The sequence below is a fragment of the Ameyamaea chiangmaiensis genome (assembly GCF_013376175.1).
Classification (GTDB): domain Bacteria; phylum Pseudomonadota; class Alphaproteobacteria; order Acetobacterales; family Acetobacteraceae; genus Ameyamaea; species Ameyamaea chiangmaiensis.
Map to the genome: position 1 here is coordinate 1 of NZ_JABXXR010000317.1, position 1128 is coordinate 1128.

The 1128-nt window shown below is 72.9% G+C and carries 1 protein-coding gene and 1 pseudogene; both read right to left on the minus strand.

Annotated features, from left to right (window positions below):
• Window positions 1–659: pseudogene (locus HUK82_RS16730) on the minus strand (Ni Fe-hydrogenase III large subunit-like protein); the annotation flags it as partial.
• A partial coding sequence (locus tag HUK82_RS16735; protein ID WP_218061630.1) for a hypothetical protein occupies window positions 656–1128 on the minus strand: 473 nt, incomplete at its 5' end. The pseudogene HUK82_RS16730 and the gene HUK82_RS16735, both read right to left, overlap by 4 nt.

The following is a 1128-nucleotide window of genomic DNA, read 5'->3' on the forward strand; positions in this document are numbered from 1 at the left end:
AGACGGCCCGCCAGACGGGCCGCCTCGCCGACACTCATCCCCCCCATGCGTGCCAGCAGGCCGGCATGGGCATAGCCGCCCCGCCACTCGGCGTGCCGGACGTGCCGACCGATGACGCCGGCGCGCAGCAACGCCGGCGCCTCCGGCCGTCCGGTAACGGGACCGATCAGCAGGGCCTCCCCGCCCTTGCCGCCCAAAGGCACCGGTTCGCGGAACTCGAACGCTTCCGCCGCACCGGTGCGGGGCACGGGACGCGCCGCGCAGGGCCAGATGACCGGCCACGCTCCATGGTCCAACCATGGGCGCGTATCGCGTGCCTCCATCGCCTCCGCACCCCAGAGGTCGCCCACGATCCGTTCGTGGACCGCCGCTTCCGGCGCCCAGGGCGACAGGGCGAGGTAGCGCCCGTTCTGCAACGCCACCGTCGCAATCGCCATCGTGGCGTACTGGTCCATGACCAGGGCGTGCAGGTCGGTCGTGTCGCTCCACAGACCCAGAACGACGACCGGGGGTGTCCCGGCCCCGGCCGGCGTCTCCAGCGCCCGGGCGAACGCCGCCCACTCCGCCTCGTCCAGCCGATAGCGCAGGTGAGGCACCTCCATGCGGCCCGACCGAAGCACGGCAAGGGCGTTGCTGGACCGGGCGATCGCGCTGCTCATACCTTCGCTCCCATCCAGATCAGCGCGCAGAGGCCCACCAGACACAAGACGACCACCGCCCCCCACGCCGCCAGACCGGCCGTGCCCCCGGTAGTGGGGGCTTGGACAGGCCGCGACCGTGCCACCGCCAGCAGCGCACCGCCGAGCAGACCCGCCACAGCCCAGCCAGACCAGGACGCGGCAAGCCCCACGAGAACCAGAAGCGCGGCAAAGGCCGGAAACGGAGGTGCCAAGGCAAGCGCCAGTCGGCTGACACACGCCAGCGCCGGATGGCCGTCGCCCGGCCGCGCCAGCAGCGCGACCGCAACAAAACCCGCCGCCGCCATCTGCGCCGGTCCCGGCGCCACTGGCACGAACCCCAGCGTCACGAACGCAAGGTCAAGCACGACTTTCGCCCCCGCCGTGCCCGACCGCGCCCGCGCCGCATCCAGCCACAGCGCGCAGCCACCGAAACAGACGCAGGCGTCAC